The organism is Nocardia sp. NPDC127606 (genome assembly GCF_042671725.1).
Taxonomy (GTDB): domain Bacteria; phylum Actinomycetota; class Actinomycetes; order Mycobacteriales; family Mycobacteriaceae; genus Nocardia.
On sequence record NZ_JBHXWQ010000004.1, the window covers coordinates 38,404 to 61,135 of the forward strand.

A 22,732-nucleotide genomic window follows, 5' to 3' on the forward strand; every position below is an offset into this window, starting at 1 on the left:
TTACTGTTCGCCCGAGGTCAGAACACCCGCAGCGGCCCCGGGCTCCACAGCCCGCTACGCGCCGCCGTGCCGGTCTCGAGCCGTGCGGGCGTGGCCTGCGCGTACTGGTCGTAGCGCTCCAGCGAGCCCCAGTCGCGGGCCCAGTCGTCCTTCAGGTAGGTCGGGATGGTGACCCGGGCCGCCAGCATCTGCGTCATGCCGAGCGGACCACCGAACTCCTGCGCCTGCCAGGTGTCGGTCGACGAGATCGCCAGCGGGCGGTCCGGCAGGATCCGGTAGTTCGGCACCTCGGCCACGCCGTTCTTGTGCGCGAACGGGCGCTGGCACGGGAACTGCAGGCCGACGGCCCAGTCCAGCAGCACCGGCTGGTCCCGGCCGATGAAGGTGTCCAGAGTCTGCAGCTCGGGAACCCGCGGCGGGGTGAACGCCAGCCACTGGTCGCCGATCAGGATCGGGTCGTTCACCATCACGCGCACCGCGTTCACCTCGGCCGGAAGGTCGGCCAGCGGCACGCGCAGGTTGCGCCACGACGGCGCCGGGCCGATATCGCGCGGCTGGTAGGCGCCGAGCGTGGTGACGCTGCCGTCGGGGTTGCGGGTGCCGTATTCGACGAACAGCGCCTGACCGTACTTGTCGGAGCCGGAGTCGTCCTTGGAGGCGATGCGACCGGCCGCGCTGATCACGACCAGCGGCGAGTCGTCGGAGCGGGCGGGCAGACCGTACCAGGCCGATTCCAGGTGGGCGGGCTGCTGCATGCCCTCCTGGTAGGAGCCGAGAATCGGGGTCTGCGCGGGGTCGAGGCCGAACGGCAGCGCCACGGTGGAGCCGTTGACGCCGAGTGCGCCCTCACCACCGCCGGTGCCCGCGCTCTCGCCTTCGGCGAAGGCCGCGCCGACCGACTGGTTGCTGGTGTTGCCGGTGCCCGGCTTCACCTCGACCGCGTCGGCCGACAGGTCGCCCGGCACGCCGTTGGGGGTGAACCCGACCGAGCCGGTGCCCGCGAGCGGGTCGTTGGGATCGGTGAACGGCCGGGCCGGGTCGACGATGGGGTCGAGCCTGCCGCCGTTCGGGTCGGATTCGACCAGCACGTCGTTGGCCAGGCCACACGAGTTGTCGCTCAGCGCGTCGATGTTGGAGCGGCCGAGCGAGTAGCCGGGGTACTGCTGGGTCGCGCCCTTGACCAGCGAGAGCACTTCGAACAGCACCATCAGACCCACCACGATGGTCAGCGGAATAGCGGCGAACTTGCGGATCCTGTTGCCGCGCTTGGTCTTCGCCGACGGCACCGGCTTCACATAGTCTTCGCGCAGCGCGTACCAGCCGACCAGGGCCAGGGCCACGCCGAACAGGATGAGCATCACCGTGTTCGAGTGGACGCCGCGCAGCGAGATGGTCTTGTCGAACCACGGCACGCCGTAGCTGGACACGTACCAGTAGCCGTTGATGCCCGAGAACGACAGCGCGAGCACGAACAGCAAGCCGGCCAGGAAGATCGCCCGGTTCTTGCGTGAGCGCAGCGCGCTCTGCGACACCGCCACCGCGGTCACTGCCGCGAGCCCACCCGCGATACCCGCGTAGGCGCCGAAGTGGTGGGTCCACTTGGTGGGGTTGAACATCATGAAGAAGATCGTGCCGAAGACGATCCCCATCAGGCGCCACGTCGGACCCGACGCGATCCCCGGCACCTGACGGCGGCGCAGCAGCACCAGCAGCGTCGTGAACAGGCACAGCAGCATCACCAGGAAGGCGAAACGGCGGGCCAGCGAGCCGTCGACGGTCTCGACGAACATGTAGTAGTAGCGCAGGTAGTCCTCGTACCAGGCCAGGTTCGGGCCGGTGGCCTGACGAACCCGGTTGGCTTCCTGGATGCCGGCGAAGGTCTGGTCGCCGTAGACCACCGTGAGCACGAGCACGCCCGCCGAGGCGATCGGAGCCAGCAGCGGGAGCGTGCCGAACTGGCGATGACGGCGCACGATGATCCGCACCAGCGGCCGGATACCGGCCAGCAGCGCGGCCACACACATCAAGCCGGTAGGCGCGGCGGCGAGGGTGAACGCCGCGATCAGCACCGCGATGCCCGCGGGCAGCAGGCGACCGGTGGCGATGGCGCGTTCGATGGAAACCCAGGTGAGCAGTGCGCCCAGGGCGACGATCGGCTCCGAGCGCAGGCCGTTGTCGAACGGCAGCCAGAACGCCAGGAACACCAGTCCGCCGGTCCACAGCGCCACCTGAGAGCGCTTCACGGCATTGCCGAGGCGCGGCACCACCTCGCGGCTGATCACCATCCAGCACAGGATCGCGCAGATCAGCGCGGGCACGCGCACCCACGGGCTGGCCGTGGAGATCTCCGCGAACACCTGGATGACGTAGTAGTACCAGCCGAACGGGGCCTCGGGGACGCCGTACCAGCGGAAGTAGTTGGCCGTATAGCCCGCGTCGGGGGCCACGCGCACCATCGACAGGATGTAGCCGTCGTCGGAGGTGTTGGCGCCGACGAAATGCCAGACCAGCAGGGTGCCGATCACCGCGCCGTCGGCCCAGGTGGGCTTGAGCCAGTTGCGCGGCAGGAAGCGGCGGTGCCCACGCCCGTCACTGCCGTCGAGGCGGCCCAGCGCGGCCAGCGCCAGCAGGGTGCACAGCACGGCCGCGATGATCGCGACCAGCTTGATCAGCGACGGGCTCGACGAGAAACGGGTGTCGATCGTCGAGGTGAGCGAAAGACCCTGCGGCACCTCGCCCTTCAGATCGGTGAACACGCCCACGATCTGCGGCCGCAGGTCACCGGCGAGCTGCCCCTGCACGGGCACCTGCACGGTTTCCACCGCACCCGGCTGACCGGCGACCGGCCGCTCGACCTGCTTGGTCAGCCCCACGAACTCCGCGGTCGTGCGGTCCTGATCGGACTTGATCAGGATCGCCGAGCACCCGTCCATCGCCGACCGGTCCGCCGACGCGACCACCGCATTGCGGTCCACCACATCGACCGCGGTATCGGAGACGCGCACGAACAGCGCCTCCAAGGCCGCCCGATCGCCCTGCGGGGGCGCGGTCGCCAGCAGCATCCCGCCCTGCTCGGGCAGCGTCGACACGGCACTGCACGGAATCGACACAGTCAGATCGATCGGCACCTGCGACATCAGCGGCGCCTGCACATTGCCGAGCGAACCGTTCTGCGGCCAGTTCAGCTGCGCGGTCGTCTGAGTGACCGGCAGGAACGGCGTCGCCACCGCGAACAGGGCGCCGAGAATCCCGGCGACCATCGCGATCCATCGCGCGGTCCGGAAGTCCTTCGCGGAGGCCACCGGTTCGGCAGGAGGCTTGGAGAGAACAGCTGTTGCGGCGTCTGGCACGGTTCGACATGCTATCGGTCCCTCGGTACTTGTGAGGGGTCGCACGCCTTAGTAGTGCACTTCCCTAGACTCGACTCCATGACCAAGGTGAATCTCGAAACCAATTACGGACCGATCGTGCTCGAGTTGGACGACCAGGCCGCGCCGAACACGGTCGCCAACTTCGTGAACTACGTGAACTCGGGCCATTACGCCGGCACCGTGTTCCATCGCGTCATCCCCGGTTTCATGGTGCAGGGCGGCGGCTTCGAGCCCGGCCTGAAGCAGAAGCCGACGCAGGCGCCGATCCAGAACGAGGCCACCAACGGCCTGAAGAACAACAAGTACACCGTGGCGATGGCCCGCACCAACGACCCGCACTCGGCCACCGCCCAGTTCTTCATCAACATCTCCGACAACGCCTTCCTCAACCACACCGCCCCCCAGGGTCAGGGTTGGGGCTACGCCGTCTTCGGCAAGGTCACCGACGGCACCGAGGTAGTCGACAAGATCGCCGCCGTCACCACCGGCAGCGCCGGCCCCCACCAGGACGTCCCCGTCGACGACGTCATCATCGAATCCGCCACCGTCGCCTGATTCTTCGACGCAGCGTGCCGGGCCGCCACCGAATTCATCGGTGGCGGCCCTTTTTTCGATCGGCTCCGAGACAGCAAGGGCTCGTCGGTGGAGCGGGACGCCGCCGGGCAACAAGCCCAGAACAAGCGCACCGGGTGGATGCTGATCGGCGGCGGCGCGGTGATGAGCATCGGCTCCGCGTTCTGGCTGCGAAGCAATCTCCGGTCGCGCCGGGCCCGCCGCGCCGCTACCGCACCCCAGGGCTACCCGCCCGTCGGAGGGCCGCCGCCCGCCCCCAACGGGATGCCACCGGCGCAGGGCCACTGGCCACAGGGAGCACCCGGATACGGCGCACCCGCGTACGCGCCGCATCCCCAGAATCAGCCGCAGGCACCGCAACCACGCGCCGGATACAACCCACACCCGAACTACCGGCGGTAACGGGTCGCACGATTAGACTCGGTCCAGCGGGTTCTCCGACCGCTCGAAGATGTCCGGAAGGAGCGCCATGACTGCCACCGCCCCCGGGATGCACGAGCAGATCACGGCTGCGGAATACGACACCTGGTCCGAGGAGCAGTGCGCGGGCATCGAGATCGTGGACGGGATGGTCGTTGTGAGCCCCAGTGCGTCCAAGCGGCGCAACCGGTTGGCTCGGATCCTGGCCAACGCGCTGGACGCAGCGGCCGGACCGGACTGGAATGCCGACACCGACTTCGACGTCCGACTTCAGGATGTTCCACTCACCAATCGGCGACCCGATGTCGTTGTGTATCGCGCCGATACGATCGACCTCACACCCACGCGCCCCGAACACGTACTGCTGGTCGTCGAGGTCGTCTCGCCCGGTTCGGAGACCACCGACCGGATCGTCAAGGTGGACCAACACGCCAAGGCTGGCATCGCCTTCTATTGGCGGATCGAGCAGGCGGCAAACGGTGTCCCGCTGATCTATACCTACATCCTCGACCCGGCGACCGGGTCGTACCGGACCGGCGACATGTTCACCGGGACGGTCGAGGTGTCGGCTCCTTTTCCCGTGGAGATCGACCTCGGCAAGATTTGATCTCCGCATACCCGAACGGGCCGCCTCGGAGACTTCCGGGGCGGCCCGTTCGGGGTTCTGGCTACAGCGGCAGGACGTGGTGTTTGCGCGGGTTGCGCTGGATCTTCTTGTCCTGGAGCAGCTTCAGGGCTCGGCGGAGTTCGAGGCGGGTGGTGGCCGGTTCGATGATGGCGTCGATGAAGCCTCGTTCGGCGGCTACCCAGGGGGTGGCTACGTTCTCGTTGTAGAAGTTGATCAGGTTCTGGCGGATCGCGGCGCGCTGGTCTTCGGGGGCGGCGGCGATCTGGGCGGCGCCCAGGAGGCTGACGGCGCCCTCGGCACCCATCACGGCGATGCGGGCGGTGGGCCAGGCGAGGTTGATGTCGGCGCCGAGCTGCTTGGAGCCCATCACCGCGTAGCCGCCGCCGTAGGACTTGCGGACCACCAGGGTGATCTTGGGGACCGAGGCCTCGACATAGGAGAACAGGAAGCGGCCGCCGCGCTTGATGACGCCGACCTTCTCCTGTTCGACGCCGGGCAGGAAGCCGGGGGTGTCGACGACGAAGACCAGCGGGATCTCGAAGGCGTCGCACAGGCGGACGAAGTGCGAGGCCTTGTCGGAGGCGCGGGCGTCGAGGGCGCCTGCCGCGGCCATCGGCTGGTTGGCGACGACGCCGACGGTGCGGCCGTCGATGCGGGCGTAGCCGGTGATGATGTTCTGGCCGGTGTCGGCGCTGATCTCCTTGAACTCACCGTCGTCGAAGATGCGCAGCAGGATGTCGTACATGTCGTAGCCGGCGTTGTCGGAGTCCGGCATGAACGTGTTCAACTCGCGGTCGGAGTCGGTGATCTCCGGTTCCAGACCGGGGTTCACCACCGGCGGCAGTTCCTGGCAGCTGCTCGGCATGTAGCCCAGGTACTCGCGCACCCAGGTGAAGGCCGCTTCCTCGTCCTTGGCGACGTGGTGGATGTTGCCGTACTGGGCCTGCGTGCGCGCACCGCCGAGCTCCTCGAGGCTCACGTCCTCGCCGGTGACCTCTTTGATGATCTTCGGGCCGGTGACGAACATGTGCGCGGACTCGGTCGCGACCACCACATCGGTGCAGATCGGCTCGTACACCGCGCCACCGGCGCAGTTACCGAGGATCACCGACACCAGCGGAACCATGCCCGACAGCGGCTCGAGATTGGTCGCCATCCAGGCGTACCAGGCCAGCGAGCTGATCGCTTCCTGCACGCGCGCGCCGCCGGAATCGTTGATGCCGACCAGCGGGATGCCGACCTTCGACGCGTACTGCATCAGGCCGCACAGCTTGCGCCCGAACGCCTCACCGACCGAACCGCCGTACACGGTCTGATCATGGGAGAACACCGCCACCGGGCGACCCTCGACCTTGCCGTGGCCGACCACGACGCCGTCGCCGTAGAGGGCGGTCGGGTCACCGGGCTTGCGCACCAGCGCGCCGATCTCGACGAAGGTGCCGGGATCGAGCAGCTGGTTGATCCGGTCGCGGGCACTGGGAATGCCCTTGTGCGCCCGCTTCGCGATGCCCTTCGCACCAGCGGGCTCTTTGGCGAGCTCGAGCCGCTCGTGTAGATCGGCAAGCTTTTCGGCGGTCGTGCTCACTTACTTATTCTCCCTTAGCGGAAATCGCGGCCAGTTTGGCAGCGAGGTCGGCACCGATCTGGCCGATCCGCGGTTCGTCGACAATCTGCAGGTGGTCGCCCGGAATATGGACGATCTCCAGGTTCGGAACGTACTCGTCCCAACCGCCGTTGGGCTTGCGGTCAGCGAATCGAGGCTCGAGTTCGATCGCGCCGTCGTGGTAGCGGTCGGCAAGGTAAAGGACGACATCGCCCTCGTACTTGCGCGGCTGCACCTGCTGCAACGCGCGGTTCTCGATCCAGGAGGTGCGCTGGTGTTCGAGCACGCCGCCGGGGATCTTCGCACCGGAAAGCTTGATCAGATCGCTGATCATCGAGAACTGCTCGGCATCGGAAGCCGCTGCCAGTTCCTCGATCTGGTCACGGTCGAGCTCGGCGGGGACGTTGTAGGTCTTCTTGGCGAAGGCCTGGTAGCGCTCGAGGCGACGCACGCGCTCCTTGGGGCTGTTGTCCTCGTCCTCCACTGTCATCGCCAGGTCGATCAGGCCGACATAGCGCACATCGGCGCCTTCTTCGCGCAGCAGCTGACCCACCTGCATCGCCAGCACCGCGCCCAGCGACCAGCCGTACAGCACGTACGGGCCGTCACCCTGGAGCTTGCGCAGCTCCGGCAGGTACTGACGAGCTCGTTCCTCGATGGAACCGTCGACCCGCTCGATGCCGTACATCGGGGTGTCGGCGGGCAGACGCTTCAGCAGCGGCTCGTAGACCAGGGTGTTGCCACCGGCGGGATGGAACACGAACACCGGGGTGGCATCCGAACCATCGACGCGGGCACGCAGTGGGCGGATGAATCCGTCCACGTCGGCGCCGCTGTCCTGCAGGTTGCGCACGATCTCCGAGAGCTGCTCGATGGTCTCGCAGTCCAGCACGTCGTCGACGGTGATCTCGGCGCCCACCCGCTCAGTGAGGCGGGCGGCCATCTTCTCGGCTAGTTCCTCTTCGAGGATCGGCAGCGTGTTGAAGACACCGCCGGGCGAAGCGCCGGTGACGACGGCCCAGGTGGCGTACGCGAGACGCTCGGCCGCGTCGCGCGGAGGAACGTTGTCCTCGTCGCCCGTAGGGGCGGAGTAGTCGACATCAGGAACGATCGGCTGCGCCGCAACGACATTCGGGGCCGCATCAGCTGTTGCCGAGCCATTGTTGTCGGCGACGGACGAGCCCGATCCTTCGGCTGAAGCATCCGAAACCGGTTCGGCGGCAGCAGCTTCCGACGACAGCTCGGCTTCGGCCTTCTTCGCCACCGCCAACGGATCCTCACCCGCGGCGATCGCGGCCCGAGCCGCCTCGACGAAGTTGGCGTCGACACCCAGCTCGACGTCTTCACCGGCGGCCTTGGCGGCAGCCTGCTTCTCCGCCATCGCCGCGACCTCGTCGCGATGCTCGATCGCGTAGCGCAGCACCTTCGACACCTCGTTGAGGCTGGCGTCGCGCACCGCGGAGATCTGCAGCTGCGGGATGTCGAATTCGTATTCGACGCGGTTCTTGATGCGCATGGCCATCAGCGAATCGAGGCCGAGTTCCATCAGCGGGATCTCCATCGGGAGGTCCTCGACGGCGTAACCCATGGATTCGGCGACGATGACGCACAGCCGCTGCTCGATGGTCTCGCCGCTGTCGGCGCTCCAGCGGTCGCCGGTGGCGATGGCGATCTCGGCGGCGGTGGGCTCTGCTGCCGCGGCCGGAACCGCGACGGCGGCAACCGGTTCGGGCAGTGCCGCACCGGAGGTGACGACCGCGTCGAACAGCAGGGAGAACCCGGCGCCGGACTTGGCGTGCACCTGGACCGACGCGCCACCGAGGTGGGGAGTCAGCGTGGTGGTCAGTGTGCCCGCGGTGGGCAGCGCGGCGTGCGGATGTGAGACCGAGACCGCGACATCGGAAAGTACCTGTGCGGCAGCGGCTTGCACCAGCGCGGCCAGGTCGCTCACCGAGGAGGCCTGGATCTCCCAGGCGTGACGGCCGTCCGGCATCGCCACGTGCGCGCCGGGCACACGAGTGTTTCCGCCGCCCGAGGACATCGACACCTTGGGCCAGTACTCCTTGCGCACGAACGCGGTTCGCGGCACATCGGCGTAATCACCTTCGGGCAGCAGCGAACTCAGGTTCACGGCATGGCCGTGCACGTAGAGCTGGGCGAGCGCGCCGATCACACCGGCGGACTCGTCTTCCTTGCGCTTGAGTGTCGGGATGAGCTGCGCGTCGTGCACGCCCGCCGCGAAGGTGGTGCCCAGAACCTGCATCAGCGCAACGGAATTGGGTGCCAGTTCGAGGAAGGTGGTGTGCCCGGAGTCGACGGCGGCCTTCACCGCGTTGGTGAACCACACGCTGTGGCGCAGGTTCTTCACCCAGTAGGGCTCGTCGTGGATCGGGTCGGAACCGGGCTTGAAGTACAGGCCCTCGTGCACGGTGGAGTACAGACCGGTCTTCAGCGAGGTCGGCTCGATGCCTGCCAGTTCCGCGGCGAGTTCGCCGAGCAGCGGGTCCATCTGGGAGGTGTGGCCCGCGCCGCGGGTCGGCAGGATGCGGGCGAACTTGCCCATCGCCTCGACCTCGGCGACGATCTGCTCCACCTGCTCGCGCGGACCGCCGATGACGGTGTTGGTCGGCGCGGCGTACACCGCGCACTCCACATCGGGGTACTTCGGCAGCAGCAACGCCACGTCGTGGGCGCTGAGTTCGACCAGTGCCATATTGCGCACTTCGTCGTCGGTGAGCATCTGCTCGCCCTCGCCCATCAGGCGCGAGCGGGCGCAGATCACGCGCACCGCGTCTTCGATCGTCAGGCCACCGGCGATGTAGGAGCCGGCCACCTCACCCATCGAATGCCCGACCACCGCAGCCGGTTCCGCGCCGTGGGCACGCAACAACGCGGCGAGGCCGAGCTGGATGGTGAAGATGCCGACCTGGCAGGTGCCGACGTCGTAGTCCTGCTCGTCGTCGAGGAACATCTCACGGATCGAGTAACCCGCCTCGTCCTGCACGAGCTCGTCGACCTCGTCGACGGTCTTGCGGAAGATCGCGTTCTCGCCGTAGAGCTGCTTGGCCATCTTGCGGTGCTGGGAACCGAAACCGGAGAACACCCAGATCGGACCGTTGGACGCGGGCGAATCGGCGGTGAACACACCGGCGCCCGGCTTGCCCTCGGCGATGGCGCGCAGGCCCGCGACGGCCTCTTCGCGGGTCTTGGCCACCACCACACCGCGCGAGCGCTGGTGGCTGCGCTTGGCCAGCGAGCGGGCGACATCGGTCAGCGGAACATCGGCGCCCGCGCCTTCCAGCCAGTCGGCCAGCTCGGCGGCGGCGCGCTTACGACGCGACGGCAGGTAGGCGGAAACGGCCAGGACCACGGGCAGCGGCTCGTCGCGCTCGCCGTCCCATTCGACGAACGGCGGCACCGGCTCGACAGCGGCCTCGGTGATCGCGACGGCCTCGGCGACCACATCGGTGGTCTCCTCGCCCTCGATCTCCTCGGCGGCGACCTGCTCCGCGGTGACGTCCTCGACGACCGGGGCCGTCGGCACGTACTCCTGCAGCACCACGTGCGCGTTGGTGCCACCGAAACCGAAGCCGGAGATGCCGACGGTCGCGACGCCGCTGTAGCGCGGGTACTCGGTCGCCTCGTCGACAACCTTGAGGTTGGCCTGCTCGAACGGGATGTAGGGGCTCGGGCCCGCGTAGTTGATATTCGGCGGAATCACGTTGTGCTGGAACGACATCAGCACCTTCGCGAGAGCCGGCACGCCTGCGCCGGACTCGAGGTGGCCGAAGTTGGTCTTGACCGAACCGAGCAGAGCGGGCTTGTCGCCGTCACGGCCGCGACCGATCACACGGGCGAGCGCTTCGGCCTCGATCGGGTCGCCGATGGGGGTGCCGGTGCCGTGGGCCTCGATGTAGTCGACCGTGGACGGGACGATGCCCGCGTCACGGTAGGCGCGGCGCAACACATCGGCCTGCGCGTCCGGGTTCGGCGCGAGCAAGCCGTTGGAGCGGCCGTCGCTGTTGACCGCCGTGCCCTTGATGACGCCGTAGATGTGGTCGCCGTCGCGCTCGGCATCGGCGAGGCGCTTGAGGACGACAAGACCGCCACCCTCGGAACGGACCATGCCGTCGGCGTCCTTCGAGAAAGCCTTGATGCGCCCGTCCTCGGACGTGCCCGGTGCGAAACCGAGCGTTGTCATCGGCATCAGCAGCGCGTTCACGCCACCGGCCAATGCCACATCGGCGTCGCCGTCGCGCAGCGCGCGTACCGCCTGATGCACCGCGACCAGCGTGGACGAGCACGCGGTATCCACGGTGACAGACGGGCCACGGAAATCGTAGAAGTAGGAAACGCGGTTGGCGATGATGCCGTTGGAGCTGCCCATGATCGCGTAGGCCTCAGCCGTTGCGGGCACGTTCGAATCGGTGTTGCCCAACGCGAGCGACGCGATGAACTGGAAATCGCTGCTCGAGGAACCGATGAACATGCCGACCGGCGCGCCCTTGAGGTCGCTCGCCGGAATCCGCGCGTGTTCCAGCGCCTCCCAGGTGAGCTCCATCATCAGTCGCTGCTGCGGATCGACGCGCTCTACCTCGATGGGCGACATCGCGAAGAAATCGGCATCGAACTGCTTGAGAACGTCCTGATCGAGATAGCCACCGCGAGTCTTGCCCGCGGCAACGGCGGCAGCGACAGCGGGGTCGGTGAGGAACTCGGACCAGCGACCTTCGGGCAGTTCACGGATCGCGTCACCGCGCCCGATGATGAACTCCCAGGTCGACTCGGGCGTGGTGCCCGCACCCGGCAGACGCGTGGACAGACCGACCACCGCGACATCATGCGCCTCGGAAGGCGCGAACGCGGCCGTGTACTCCGAGGAATCCTCGGCAGGCGGCTCCGGCTCACCGTGCACGATGACCTCGGCCAGCGAGGCGATCGTCGGGTGCTGGTAGACCACCGTCGGGGTCAGCACCACACCGGTGAGGTCCTCGATGTCGCCGCCGAGGGCGAGAGCATCGCGCGAGGCGAGCCCGAACTCCTCCATCGGCCGGTCGACGGTGATCGCGTCGACCGACTGTCCGGTCGCGTCGGCGACCCAGCGGCGCAGCCATTCGCGCAGCTCGGCTACCGAGAGCTCACCGCCGGTCGCGGGGGTCTCGGGCGTGCCGTCGTTGTCACCGGAGGAGGTCATCGCACGGTCTTCATTCTGGGCGCCATCGTTGTCACCGGAAGCGGTCGTCCTGGGACGATCGCTGTTCTGGGAGCCATCGTTATGAACCATCAGTCCTCAAGCTACCTGTCTGTGTGCAGGGCGCGCCGTGGAACTCCACGCCCGGCGTGCACAGGCACGCCGGGCGTCGTCTCCGTGTCGAGCCAATTACTCTTCCGGTGCATCGGGGAAAGCCTGCTGGGTGTAACCACCGCGCAGCGTTCCCTCGAGGTAGGCGGCCTTGCAGGCGCGCCGGGCGATCTTGCCGCTGGACGTCCGCGGGATGGAACCCGCGGGGACCAGCAGGATGTCACGAGCGGTCACACCATGACGCATCGAGACCGCGGCACGCACCGCGTCGGCGATCGGGCCGGGGTCGGCCTTACCGGCGCCGGGGCCACGTTCGGCCACGACCACCAGCTGCTCGGACGCGTCGTCGACGTCGAACTTCAGGCCGGAATGGCTGTCGGCGGTGAAGACCTCGGCGGGCAGCTGGTTGGCGGGCACCGCGAAGGCCGCGACGAAACCGGGACGCAGCGCCTTGGAGGCCTCCTGTGCGGAGTACTCCAGGTCCTGCGGGTAGTGGTTGCGCCCGTCGACGATCACCAGGTCCTTGACGCGACCGGTGATGTAGAGCTCGCCCTCGAAGTACACGCCGAAGTCGCCGGTGCGCATCCAGTCGGCATCGGGATCGGTGCCGTCGGTGTGCCCACCTTCGACGGGCTCGGTGACCTTGTTGCGGAACGACTTGGTGGACTCGGCGGGTCGACCCCAGTAACCGATGCCCATGTTGTTGCCGTGCAGCCAGATCTCGCCGACCTGACCGTCGGGCAGCTCGCGGCCCTGCGCGGTGTCCGCCGATTCGGGATCGATGATCGCGGCCCACTGCGACAGCCCGACGTAACCACACGACACCTGCGCGATGGCGGTCTCGGCGGACTGGTCGACGCGCACCATGCGGCCCGCGTTGAGCTCGTTGCGATCGACGTAGACGTACTTGGCCTCGTCCTCGGCGCGGGTGGCCGAGACGAACAGCGTGGCCTCCGCCATGCCGTAGCAGGGCTTGATCGCGGTCTTGGGCAGACCGTACGGCGCGAACGCCTCGTTGAACTTCTTCATCGAGGAGACCGTCACCGGCTCTGACCCGTTGATCAGGCCGATCACGTTCGACAGGTCCAGCGACTCGCCCGCCTTGGGCACACCACGCGCGGCGGCGTGCTCGAACGCGAAGTTCGGCGCGGCCGCGAACGTGCCCGCGCCGTCGGAGACGGCGGCCAGCTCGTTGATCCAGCGCGACGGACGACGCACGAACGCACTCGGCGACATGATCGTGATGAACTTGCCGCCGACCGCGGGCAGGATCACCGTGAGCAGGCCCATGTCGTGGAACAGCGGGAGCCAGGTGACGCCGCGCGAGTTCTCGTTCATGTTCAGCGAGTTGATCATCTGCAGCAGGTTGGTGCCGACCGCGCGGTGGGTGATCTCCACACCGGCGGGCACCCGGGTGGAACCTGAGGTGTACTGCAGGTAGGCGATGTCGTCGATCGCGGTGTCGGGGCGCACCCAGGAGTCACCGAGGGTGTCCGGGATGGCGTCGACGGCGATGATGCGCGGGCGCTGTGCGGCGGGCAGCGAGCGGAAGAACTGGCGCACACCGGCGGCCGAGGAGGTCGCGGTGAGGATCGCCGAGGGCTCACAGTCACCGAGGACGGCGTGCAGGCGGTCGGTGTGACCCGGCTCGTCGGGATCGAACAGCGGCACCGAGATGGTGCCGGCGTAGATCGCCGCGAAGAAGGAGATCACGTAATCCAGGCCCTGCGGCGCGAGGATCGCGACCCGGTCGCCCGGGTTGGTCACCTGTTGCAGGCGAGCGGCCACCGCGCGCAGCCGTACTCCGAACTCCTGCCAGGTCAGCTCGTGCACCTCGCCGTCGCGTTCCCGCGAATAGTCGATGTAGCGGTACGCGAGCGTATTCGCATCGTTACGGGTGTGCTTCTCGACGTGATCGACCAGGGTCCGACCCTCGGGAATGATGATATTCCCGGTTTCGTCCAGGTAGTCGTCGAAAGTCTCTTCCATTCCTTCTTCTCCTTGCGAGGACGCGATGACAAGCTCTGCGGCCTCGACTCGCTATATCGCCACCGGCCGTCGAGCTCACACGAACGTGCGTCGACAGCCTGCGGATTTTCGAGCGGTCTGCGCGGTGACCGCTATCGGCTAGATGTTCTCAAACCAGAGTCATGTTACAGAGAGCCCCCGCTCAGTCCTCCCGCAGCAGCGGAATGACAGGCGCGAATGCGTCCATCTGGGTGGGAAAGATGCCCACATACGACATCGAAGTGAGTTGCCGCACACGCTTGACCTGTTCGGCGATTTCCTCGAACGTGCCGATCGCGATGTAGGGCGAGCTCAGAATCTCCTCGACGGTCAGTTCGACGTCGACTTCGAGGTCGGGATGCAGGCCGCGTTCGATCGCGCGCAGCGCCATCTCGGCGGTCTTCTCCCGGTCGTCGGTGATGACGATGGCGGTGATGGCCCAGTTCAGTTCGATATCGGCGAACCGGTCACCGGCAGCGGCCTTGACGATGTTGACCTTCTCGATCGTCTTCTCGAGCGTGATGCCCGAGAGCAGGCCCTTGCCGTTCTTGGTGGTCTGCGGGACGACCGAGACGATATCGGCGTGCTTGGCCGCCAGTGCCAGCATCTTCGGACCGCCGCCACCGGTACACAGCGGCGGGCGCGGGCCCTGCCGAGGGCGCGGCGTGCCCTTGATGCCGCGCACCTGGTAGTGCTTGCCCTCGAAATTGCACTCCTGGCCGCGCAGCAGCGTGTCCAGGATGGTCAGCGACTCGTCGAGCTTCTCCAGCCGGATACCGGGACGCTCGAACGCGATGCCCGCGTTGTCGAACTCCTCCTTGATCCAGCCCGCGCCGACGCCGACCTCGAGGCGTCCCTTGGACAGGACGTCGAGGGTGGCCAGCTCCTTGGCGACCACGACCGGATGACGTAAACCATTGGCCAGCACCGAGGTGCCGAGGCGGATCTTGGAGGTGGCCTGCGTGAGTGCGCCCAGCGCGGCGATCGGGCCGATCTGATCGCCCAGGTGATCAGGAACGAAGAAGGTGTCGTAACCCATCTCTTCGGCTTCCTGCGCCGTCTGAACGAACTTGCGCGCGCCACCTTCCTGCTTGTTGCCCTCTCCGGCCGCTCCGAAGCGGAACGGACGCAGCGGCGTACCCAGCGCGGTCAACTCACCGACGGGTGCGGCAGCTTCGGTCATGAACTCTTCGCTCCTGGCTGGTGTGTACTCGGGCGCAATTCCCAGCGCACTTTACAGCGTGTGAGCGATCCGGCGTGCGGATGTCACAGCGAGGCATGATCCATGGCAATCACGCCCCCACTGTGACTGTGACAACTCCGTCAGGAATGGGGCGGATGCGGCGCGTTCTCGATGAGCCCCGCGGCCCAATTCACCGTCCATTGCGTGGCCGTGGTGCCGTTGCCGTCCACCGTGTTCGAGGCGTACAGCGCGTGCACCGGGTTGCCCGCCGAGCGGATCAGCGCCGCGAGACTGCCCAGCGCGTTGCCTGGGTTGAGCGCTTGGCGCGGCGCGTCGCAGATCATGTCGCCGGGCGCGCAGACGGAGTTCACCTTCGGCGCCAGCGTGCCGAAACCGCCGGGACGCGGGCCGGTCATGCTGATGCCGGGCACGTTGACGCCCTTGAGCGCCACCTCGGCGCCCTCACCCTGCGGCGGGGGATCACCGATCTCGGTGGGCTGACCAGGACCGGTCGCGGTGCGACGGCCATCGGCGATCACCGTCACGCCGAGCACATTGGCTTCCGGGATCGGACCATTGCCGGCACCGATCTGCGCGGCCACGTCACCGGCGATCACCGCGCCCTGGGAGAAGCCCGCGATGACGAAGTTCGTCAACGGGCATTCCTTGTGTCGCTGAGCCAGCACGTCGGTGGCGCGCGCGGTGCCCTCGGTGCGGCTGTTGTTGTAGGAAGCCTGACCGTCGGGCGGGAACGCGATCGGATTCGAGAACTGGGCCACGTACGGAACCGTGTACACCTCGAGCCGGTTGTCCGGGAATTGCGCGCGCAGCGGCCCGGACACGCTGAGCATCAACGAGATCGGGTTCGCCTGCGGGTTGTACGGATCGTCGGCGCTCGACGACTCCCAGGTGCCCGGGATCGAGAGCAGCATCACATCGGGGCAATCCGCCGACTGCGACGTCGGCGGCGGCGGGCCGGGCGGTGTCGGCCCCGGCTCCTTCAGCCGGCCCGCGAGCAGGTACCAGAGCAGCACGATGACGATGATCGCCAGCACGAGCAGCGCCAGCACGGTGAAGCACCCCGCAGGCCAGAACCTGCGGGAGCGTCGCGTCGGTCGGGGCGTCACTAGCAGTAGGTGGAGTTCGCGGCAGCGATGTAGATCTGTGCTGCCTTGTTGACGTCCATCTTCGACGCGTCGAAGGACGGGTCGGTGCCCGCCATCGCGGCGACGAAGGTGGCCACGTCGGCGTCACTGGCACCGGTGCCCTTGGTGGAGCAGATGTAGGTCGCCGTGGTGAGCGCGGTCGTCTGGTCGCCCGGGGTGATCCCGTTCTTGGCCAGCTCGTCCAGGAACGCCTTGTCCTTGCCGGTCGCGGGCGCGGCGGCGCTGGTCTGCGGGAGGGGTGTCGGCTCCTCGGCGGACGCACTGGTCTCCGGCGCGGTGCTCGACGGGGCCTCGGCCGGCGGTTCGATGACCACGGGCGGCGGCGTCGTCGACTTCGCGGCCGCGCTGGTGGACAGGGTGGGCGTCTGCGACGCGGTCGAGTCGTTGCCGCCACAGGCGGACAACAGGGCGACGGCAGCCAGGGCCGCGACCGATCCGGCTACCGTGCCAGGGATCCGATGCATGAAGATGTCTTTCCTCGATCGTTCGTCAGGGAAGCGGTCGCAGACCAGGCTAGCCGGAGGATCGGCACTGCCGGGCACTGCGCGGCGAAGCTCAGAGAGTTCTCAGCCCGAGCTCACACCCCGTGGACTTCGGATTTGCCGTCTCGCACCACGATGAACCCGGTCTGAAAGTTCTGCTGGATTCCGCCGGGAACCGCGAACTCGTCGCTCACCGGATACCCGAGCCTGCCGTTCTCGAACCCCTGCGCGCCCCAAGCGTCGGCGAGCGCGCCGTTGCGCACCGACCAGGCGCCCGAGAGCGGGCTCCAATAGATGTTGCCGCCCTCGAACCGGCTGAAGCGGCCGAGATCCTTCAGCGGCGCCTCTTCGGCGACCGGGAAACCGAGCGGGCTGTTCTCGAAGCCGAGCTGGCTGTACTTGTCCAGGACGAAGCCCTGCACCCGGTGTGCGCCGGTGGCCGGGCTGTAGAACATCGGACCGTGTTCGAAGGCCTGTACCGAGCCGTCACGGCTGGGTGTGCGCGCCTCGGCGGCCACCGGGTAGCCGGCGGGACCACCCTCGAAACCCTGCTTGCCCCACTCCTCGAGGAACGCGCCACGCATCACCTGCGCGCCGGTCTGCGGGGTCCAGTAGATCGAGCCGCCTTCGAACGTCTGCATGCGTCCACGCCCGTCGGGCAGGCCGTGCTCGCCGCCGGTGGGCATGCCGAGCGGCGAGGACGGTCCGCCGACACCGGCGTAGGTACCGCCGATGCGCCCGGCCACCGCGTGCGTGCCCGCCGCCGCGGAATGGAACACCCGGCCGTTCGGGAAGTCCTGCACCATTCCGGTGCCCGCCGGGTATTCGGCGGTGAGGCAGTTACCCAGCCAGTTGGCCGCCTGCGCGACCCCGGCGATCGCCCCACCCAGCGTGCAGGTGGCGCCGCCGGGATCGGTCCCGAGCGCCGCGGCGGCCTGCGACCACGACTGACGCATCTCGAAATCCCAGTACGGCCAGGTATGGGTGCCCGCGGGCCGGTAGTTCGCCTGCACCGGGATCGCCAGCTTCTCGAGCTTGGCGACGAAATTCTGGGTCGACAGGCGCGAGAGGATCTCCAGGCCGGTGCCCGCCCAGTTCTCGCTCATCAACGGCACTTCGCCGAGCTGATCGTGCGAGCCGGCCAGGCCGCTGCCGCTGGAGACGTACATGCTCACACCTTTGAGCTTGTCGGCCAGCAGGTACGGGTCGTGCGCCTCCCATTCGGGGCTGCCGGGCGGGCCCCACATCGCACCCGCGTCGAAACCGCCCGCGTCCTTGTTGGCGAAGGTGATCGCCTGCGGCATCCCGAGTGTCGTCGTGGTGAGCAGGCCCGAGTACGAGGCCACGTATTTCATCAGGCCGGGATTACGGCCCGCGAGGTTCATCGCCGCCGTGCCGCCCATCGAAAGTCCTTGGACGCCACGCACATCCGTGGTTCGCCAATCACGTTCCAGGATCGGCGGGAGTTCCTTGGTCAGGAAGGTTTCCCACTTGTAGGTGAAGCCGTTGTCGGGCGCGAGCCAGTCGGAGTACCAGCTCGACTGGCCACCCACCGGCAGCACCACGTTGACGTTCTTGTCGGCGTAGAAACCCTCGGCGTCGGCGTCTTTGGTCCAGCCGTTCTCGTCGTCCTGCGCGCGCAGACCGTCGAGCATGAGCATCATCGGGAACTTCGCGTCGGGGCGCACATTCCAGTCCCGCGCCAACAGCATCTGCACCTGGATCGGAGTCTTCATGGCGGCCGAGTACACCCACAGCGCCACCCGCCGATCCGAGAGCCAGTCCACCCGCTGCACCGCCGACACCGCGGGCTGTGCCTGTGCCTGCGCCGGAACGGTGACCGTCGGCGCGAGCAGCGCCGCCGCCATGGCCGCGATGCCGAGGATCCGTCGCATCGGCGCTGAAACACTATGAACCGAGACACGATGTTTCATCACACGCGACCCTCCTCATCCCGGAATGGGGACACAGCATCACCGTCGGTTGTACCGCAGTAATGAGCGATAACTGGGGAGGACACGCGAGCCGTGTGCACAGCAAAAAGACCGGCCCACCCTGGGGGTGAGCCGGTCTTCGAGTTGTTGCTGAGCGGAAACTACTAGGCGCCCAGTGCATTCAGGATGTGCGGACGCGCCTTCCACAGCTCGTCTTCCCAGTACTTCCACGAGTGGGTACCGGCGGCACCGACGTCGTAGACGGCGTTGATGCCGAGGGTGTTGAGGCGACGCTGGAACGCGAGCGTGCTCACGAACGAGATGGCCTCGATGCCCATCGCGTTGGCGGTGTTGTAGGCACCGCCGAGGCCGGCGGGCTTGTCGTGCTGGGCGGGCAGGCCGTTGGCCGAGGAGATGAACATCGGCAGGCCGCGCAGCTCGGGCGCGAACACCATCGGGTCCATCCGCAGCCACGCCGAGCTCCACGGCGCGGCCATGGCGTCGACGTTGAAACGGCCCGCGTCGAGCATCATCACGCGGATGGCCTCACGCATGCCGGGAGCGCCCCAGTTCAGCGGGCCCGAGAGCGAGGACGCGTGCTTGAACTGATCGCGGTTCAGCGCGGCGAGGCGCAGCGCGGCCGGACCCGACATCGACAGGCCGAGCACCGCGTTGTTCGAGCGGGACACGCCGTAGCCCTCGAGGAAGGCCGGGAGCTCTTCGGTCAGGAAGGTCTCCCACTTGTAAGTGGTCTTCTGGCCGTTGGTGTTGCTGGCGGCGGTCCAGTCGGCGTACCAGCTGGACTGGCCACCGACCGGCATCACCAGGGTGACGTTGTCGCCTGCGAACTGCTGCATCGCGTTGGTCTCGAACGACCAGGCGTTGCGGTCGTCCCGGGCGCGAAGGCCGTCGAGCAGGTAGAGCGCGGCGTTGCCGCCGTTGCGCGCCCACTGCACCTGGACCTTCACCGGGCCCATCTTCGAGGGCACCATGAGTTCTTCGTAGCCACCGGCCGGTGCGCGCAACACGGGTGCCGACACCGACGGTGCGGCAAGCGCGGTCGGGGCCGCTCCCGCGGCGATCGGCAGCACAAGGGCTGCAGCGCCGACAGCTAGAATTCGATTACGCCAACCACGAGATGCCGGCGCGACGGCCTTGCCGAAACGCATGTGAATTCCGCTCTCTTTCTGCTGTTATGGCATGCCAGCCTCGTCTGCCGTCCTCGACGCGGCCCCGACAGCCCGGTCGATCAGACGGATGAAACAACGATCTGGTCACACTTACGCTCGCTGGAGGATATTCGACCCGCCAATTAACCGCAAGGCCAACAGAACTCAGCTGTGAAATGCCCGTATGGGCGGCGTGTCGGGCAGGGTTGGTCAACCCAGGTAGACCTGGGCGGCGAGGGGCCGACGGGAGAAATTAAACGCCCGGCGCAGTTATGCGCCGGGCGTTTGTGAAGATCAGATCGGCTAGCCGATGTTGTTCGACAAATCCGGGATCATCCGCAGTGCTTCGTCATTCCAGTTGTTCCAGGCGTGGATGCCGAAGGCCGGGAAAGAGTAGGTGACGTTACGGGCGCCCAGAGTCGCCATCCTGACTTCGAAAGCCTTGGTGTTGGCCAGCGCCAAGGCTTCCAGCGCCATTCCGTTGACGGTGCCCATGTTCGGGCCGTCGGTACTGGTCGGCAGGCCTGAGCCCGCCGCTATCCACAGCCGGGTGTTGTTGCCTACCAGGTTGGGGGCGAACACGAACGGGTCCATCCGCAGCCACTGTGGGCCCCACGGCGGTGCCATGGAGTCCACGTTGTAGCCGCCCGCGTCGAGCATCGCGAGCCGGATGGCCTCGCGCATGCCGGGGGCCGAGATGTTCAGGTACCCCGAATACGCACCGGCGAAGGAGAACTGGTCCGGGTGGTAGGCGGCCAGCGTCAGCGCGGCCGAACCGCCCATCGACAGGCCGAACACGCCGTTGCGGAAGCGGTTGAAGCCGAGGCGGTCGGCGAGCGCGTTGCGCAGTTCGCCGGTGAGGAACGATTCCCACTGGTAGCGGTAGCTCTTGCCCGGTCCACCGGACAGCGCGTTGCCCGCGCCGGAACCCGACGACGGCGCGCCGTTGCCCGCGATACCGAAGAAATCGCTCGGCGCGTTCCAGTCGGCGTAGAAGCTCGACATGCCGCCGACGGGCATCACCACATTGATATTCGCGGCGGCGAGCGCGTTGGGGATATCGGTTTCGATCTCCCAGCCGTTGAGGTTCTCCGGTGCGCGCATGCCGTCGAGGACGTAGACGACCCGGTTGGTGTTGCCATCGGCGGCGCGCAGCACGCGCGACTTGATCGGACCCATTCCGGAATCGACCCAGAAATCGAAGGCATTGCCGTTGAAGCCTGCCGAGGCGGGGGCGATCCCTCCGGTGACGGCTGTCGCGATCGGAACGAGCAGAGCCATGGATACGCCCGCGGCCCAACGCCGAGCCCACGAACCAGGGGCGGCGGTCTTCACGGGCCTACGCTCGCGGCGCAGTGTTCGCATTCGACTAGACCTTTCTCGCAGACCGAACGCGCAAATCCCGAGCTACGCAGTCGGATCCCTCATCGGACGTCGAGAGAAACCAATCCAGGGCAAAACGGACGATTCAACCTCGACGCATGCTCACTGTGTATAAATCGGTGACGAATGGTCTACATGTTGCTGGAAAGTGACCCAGAGCACAACTCCCGGTGATCTGTCGCACATGATTCGTCACCGCCTGTGGCTCGGATCGTGACGAAAACGAAGAAAACCGCCCGGCGCTGACGAGGCACCGGGCGGTTTTCGGGTCGAGCTGGAGTGACTAGCCGATGTTCGCGGACAGGTCCGGGATCATGCGGTTGACTTCGGTCTCCCAGTTGCGCCAGTTGTGCACGCCGGTGATCGGGAAGTCGAAGTGGGCGTTGCCGCCGCCGAGGGTGGCCATACGGACCTGGAACGCGCGGCTGTTCACCATCGCGAGCAGCTCCAGCGGGACACCCTGGACGATCTCCATCGGGTTGGACACGTCACCGGCGCCGGGGATACCACTGGCCGCGGAGACCCAGATGCGGGTGCCGTTGCCGACCAGGCGCGGGGCGAAGACGAACGGGTCCATGTGGAACCACTGCTGGCCCCACGGCGGCGCCATCGCGTCGATGTTGAAGGCACCGGCCGAGACCATCGCCACGCGCATCGCTTCACGCATACCGGGGGCCGAGATGTTCAGGTACCCGGAGAACGAGCCCGCGAAGCTGAACTGGTCGGGGTGGTAGGCGGCCAGCGTCAGCGCGGCGGAGCCACCCATCGACAGACCGAACACGCCGTTGTTGTTGGGGTTGAAGCCCAGACGCGCCGACAGCGCGTTGCGCAGGTGGCTCGTGAGGAAGGTTTCCCACTTGTAGGTGTTCTTCTTGCCTGCCACCTGGGTGGGCGCGACCGACGAACCGGTCATCGCCGAACCGGTCGCCGCCGAACCGGTGGAGCTACCACCCGAACCGGCGTCGAGGCCGAAGAAGCTGCTCGGCGCGTTCCAGTCGGCGTAGAAGCTGGACTGGCCGCCGACCGGCATCACGACGTTGATGTTGGCGTCCATCAGCGCGCGGGCGACATTGGTGTCTTTCTCCCAGCCGCTGAGGTCGTCGCCGGCGCGCATACCGTCGAGCGCGTACACGACCCGATTGGTGTTGCCGTCGGCCGCGCGGAAGATCCGCGACTTGATCGGGCCCATCTCCGAGTCGACCCAGAAGTCGAAACCTGTGGGATCGAAGGCCGCCGTCGCGGTGCCGGTGGGACCGGCCACAGCAGCACCGATCGGCAGCACTACAGCCAGGGAGAGAAGCACCGATCGTTTGAGCCAGCCGGCTCCCCGGGCTCTGAGACGTCCGCCACGCATTCTGTTATGGGCCTTTCCTCATGCGGTTCGCGCGGAACCGCGGTTGCAATGACCGCCGACTAGTTACCGGCACACCAGTGCGCCGACGGGCCGTTCCTCCAGTGACCATATCGCTACATACCTGGCTTGGCGTTACCGAAAAGTGATTTAGCGGCGA

14 protein-coding genes are annotated in these 22,732 nt (G+C 67.3%); 3 read left to right on the forward strand and 11 right to left on the reverse strand.

Annotated elements, in window-relative coordinates; all coding sequences use genetic code 11:
* Positions 1–17: 17 nt before the first annotated feature.
* Positions 18–3,350 carry an arabinosyltransferase domain-containing protein gene (locus ACFVJ5_RS19895; protein WP_379222010.1) on the reverse strand — a complete coding sequence of 1,111 codons (3,333 nt, stop codon included), beginning with the start codon at positions 3,348–3,350 and terminating at the stop codon, positions 18–20.
* Positions 3,351–3,428: 78 nt separating this feature from the next.
* Here ACFVJ5_RS19895 and ACFVJ5_RS19900 point away from each other — a divergent pair, with 78 nt between their 5' ends.
* From ACFVJ5_RS19900 to ACFVJ5_RS19910, 3 genes are all read left to right on the forward strand, one after another.
* Positions 3,429–3,926: a peptidylprolyl isomerase gene (locus ACFVJ5_RS19900; protein ID WP_379222012.1), complete on the forward strand. Its 498-nt coding sequence runs from the start codon at positions 3,429–3,431 to the stop codon at positions 3,924–3,926.
* Between the two features lie 87 nt (positions 3,927–4,013).
* On the forward strand, positions 4,014–4,346 hold the full coding sequence (locus tag ACFVJ5_RS19905; protein ID WP_379222014.1) for a hypothetical protein: 333 nt from the start codon (positions 4,014–4,016) through the stop codon (positions 4,344–4,346).
* Positions 4,347–4,413: 67 nt separating this feature from the next.
* The gene (locus ACFVJ5_RS19910) at positions 4,414–4,971 is read left to right on the forward strand and encodes a Uma2 family endonuclease (protein ID WP_379222015.1); all 558 of its coding nucleotides are present in this window, start codon (positions 4,414–4,416) and stop codon (positions 4,969–4,971) included.
* A gap of 61 nt (positions 4,972–5,032) precedes the next feature.
* On the opposite strand, the gene ACFVJ5_RS19915 is transcribed toward ACFVJ5_RS19910, so the two are convergent.
* From ACFVJ5_RS19915 to ACFVJ5_RS19960, 10 genes are all read right to left on the reverse strand, one after another.
* Positions 5,033–6,577 (reverse strand): acyl-CoA carboxylase subunit beta, encoded by a 1,545-nt coding sequence (locus ACFVJ5_RS19915; RefSeq protein ID WP_379222017.1) that lies wholly within the window; start codon positions 6,575–6,577, stop codon positions 5,033–5,035.
* Positions 6,578–6,581: 4 nt separating this feature from the next.
* Positions 6,582–11,789, reverse strand: coding sequence for a polyketide synthase Pks13 (pks13, locus tag ACFVJ5_RS19920; protein ID WP_379222019.1), 5,208 nt, complete (start codon positions 11,787–11,789; stop codon positions 6,582–6,584).
* 186 nt (positions 11,790–11,975) lie between these two features.
* Positions 11,976–13,886 (reverse strand): long-chain-fatty-acid--AMP ligase FadD32, encoded by a 1,911-nt coding sequence (fadD32, locus tag ACFVJ5_RS19925; protein WP_379222021.1) that lies wholly within the window; start codon positions 13,884–13,886, stop codon positions 11,976–11,978.
* Positions 13,887–14,067: 181 nt separating this feature from the next.
* The gene (locus ACFVJ5_RS19930; RefSeq protein ID WP_378638012.1) at positions 14,068–15,087 is read right to left on the reverse strand and encodes an LLM class F420-dependent oxidoreductase; all 1,020 of its coding nucleotides are present in this window, start codon (positions 15,085–15,087) and stop codon (positions 14,068–14,070) included.
* 140 nt (positions 15,088–15,227) lie between these two features.
* Complete coding sequence (locus ACFVJ5_RS19935; RefSeq protein ID WP_379222660.1) at positions 15,228–16,220, reverse strand: cutinase family protein; 993 nt, start codon at positions 16,218–16,220, stop codon at positions 15,228–15,230.
* A complete protein-coding gene (locus ACFVJ5_RS19940; RefSeq protein WP_379222023.1) occupies positions 16,214–16,717 on the reverse strand; it encodes a DUF732 domain-containing protein in 504 nt (167 codons plus the stop codon). The genes ACFVJ5_RS19935 and ACFVJ5_RS19940 overlap by 7 nt, the downstream gene beginning before the upstream one ends.
* A 113-nt stretch (positions 16,718–16,830) precedes the next feature.
* The gene (locus ACFVJ5_RS19945; protein WP_379222025.1) at positions 16,831–18,630 is read right to left on the reverse strand and encodes an alpha/beta hydrolase-fold protein; all 1,800 of its coding nucleotides are present in this window, start codon (positions 18,628–18,630) and stop codon (positions 16,831–16,833) included.
* 203 nt (positions 18,631–18,833) lie between these two features.
* The gene (locus tag ACFVJ5_RS19950) at positions 18,834–19,838 is read right to left on the reverse strand and encodes an alpha/beta hydrolase (RefSeq protein ID WP_379222026.1); all 1,005 of its coding nucleotides are present in this window, start codon (positions 19,836–19,838) and stop codon (positions 18,834–18,836) included.
* Positions 19,839–20,141: 303 nt separating this feature from the next.
* Positions 20,142–21,203, reverse strand: a complete 1,062-nt coding sequence (locus ACFVJ5_RS19955; protein WP_379222028.1) for an alpha/beta hydrolase — start codon at positions 21,201–21,203, stop codon at positions 20,142–20,144.
* A gap of 301 nt (positions 21,204–21,504) precedes the next feature.
* Positions 21,505–22,575 (reverse strand): alpha/beta hydrolase, encoded by a 1,071-nt coding sequence (locus ACFVJ5_RS19960; RefSeq protein WP_378637999.1) that lies wholly within the window; start codon positions 22,573–22,575, stop codon positions 21,505–21,507.
* Positions 22,576–22,732: the final 157 nt, after the last annotated feature.